This window comes from Wolbachia endosymbiont of Drosophila barbarae, assembly GCF_044752445.1.
Taxonomy (GTDB): Bacteria; Pseudomonadota; Alphaproteobacteria; order Rickettsiales; family Anaplasmataceae; genus Wolbachia; species Wolbachia pipientis.
In genome coordinates this window covers 1-1,576 of sequence record NZ_JBIXJM010000038.1, presented here as the reverse complement: position 1 = coordinate 1,576, position 1,576 = coordinate 1, and the positions used below count along the sequence as shown (strand labels likewise).

The following is a 1,576-nucleotide window of genomic DNA, read 5'->3' as shown; positions in this document are numbered from 1 at the left end:
ATGACGTTTTTGCATGTGTTTAGCATAGCTAATTTACTGAAAAATATGCAATTTATTTTTCCTATGTTGAAAGTATTTTACGATTTGTAATACTATCGTTTTTTACTAAAATTTAGTTGTTTAATCCGCAGGCAAAGATAGATTTTGAGCTCTCTAAATATCTCTTTTGCTATTATAATTATGCTAGTTAATAGGGGAAGTAACTTTTATATGATGTCAGAAATTTTATTTTTCGGAAAGAATCTTGGATAGAGAGGAAAGCTTCTACAAAAAGAAATATGTGCGCTAAGAAATACAAAATAGCAGCATTAATAGTTGCAGCGGGAGTAGGCAGTAGATGCAATTCTACGATTCCTAAGCAATATATAAAACTGGCAGGTAAATCTGTTTTATTTCATACAATTAAAAGATTTCTGGCTAACCAATATATAGATTACATAAGAATAGCAATTAATAGAGACCATGAAAGTTTCTATGAGAAAGCTATATCACTAATTACAGACACTAAATTACTAAGCCCTGTATACGGAGGAGAAAACAGGCAAAGTTCAGTTAAACTAGGGCTTGAAAGCTTACAAAAAATTAACCCAGATTTTGTAGTTATACACGATGCTTGTAGGCCTTTTGTGTCAGATGTTCTGATAGATAACTTGGTTGAATCTATGATTAATGATCAATATACAGGAGTAGTTCCAGCAATAGAAGTTGAAGACACTATGTCATTGGTGAGTAATAGTTTTATTGAATCTACGATCTCAAGAGGAAAGCTCAGAGCCATACAAACCCCTCAAATTTTTAATTTCAAAGAATTATTATCATGCCATCAATCAGTCAAAGAATTTACTGACGATTCATCACTAATGGTAGAGCACAAAAAACATGTTGCGATTATTAAAGGTGAGAAAAGCAATTTTAAGTTAACCACAAAAGAGGATATCAATATGGCAAAGCTTCTTTTTGAAGAGCCAAAATTTCGTGTCGGAGCCGGTTATGATATACATAAGTTCATTAAAGTTCAAAATGGTGCTGAAAGCTTTATAAAAATTTGCGGTGTGAAAATTGAACACAACATGGCAATAGAAGCGCACTCTGATGGTGATGTTGCAATACATGCAATCGTTGATGCAATACTCGGAGCACTGGGATGTGGCGACATAGGAGAGCACTTTCCTCCTAGTTCCTCTGAATGGAAAGATTGCAATTCATCTCACTTTCTTGACTTTGCTGCTAAAAAAGCAAAAGAAAAAGGGTACAGCGTGTCTAATTTAGATATTACTATAGTTTGTGAAGAGCCTAAAATATCGCCTTACAAAGTAGAAATGAAGAAATTCATATCAAAAGCATTAGAAATTGATGATGAATCTGTAAATATCAAAGCAACCACTGCAGAGAAATTAGGTTATATTGGAAGAAATGAAGGAATAGCAGTGCATGCTTCTGTGTTATTGCATACAAACTTTTATTGGAAATAGAAACGAAAAAACTTACTTGACACCCTTCGCCAGCCCCTTATCATGAAACTGAAGCTATTTATTTATCTTCTCTGTACAGATTAAATGACAAAAAAACTCAACGT

Annotated in this window: 1 protein-coding gene; it reads left to right on the top strand. The window is 33.2% G+C overall.

Features of this window, described 5'->3' with window-relative positions:
- The first annotated feature begins 278 nt into the window (after positions 1–278).
- Positions 279–1,472 carry a bifunctional 2-C-methyl-D-erythritol 4-phosphate cytidylyltransferase/2-C-methyl-D-erythritol 2,4-cyclodiphosphate synthase gene (locus ACIPNH_RS00450; protein ID WP_400770850.1) on the top strand — a complete coding sequence of 398 codons (1,194 nt, stop codon included), beginning with the start codon at positions 279–281 and terminating at the stop codon, positions 1,470–1,472.
- Positions 1,473–1,576 lie beyond the last annotated feature (104 nt).

Bases quoted from the DNA above. Each gene is read 5' to 3' on its own strand.
- ACIPNH_RS00450 (WP_400770850.1), top strand. From the start codon at position 279: ATGTGCGCTAAGAAATACAAAATAGCAGCATTAATAGTTGCAGCGGGA.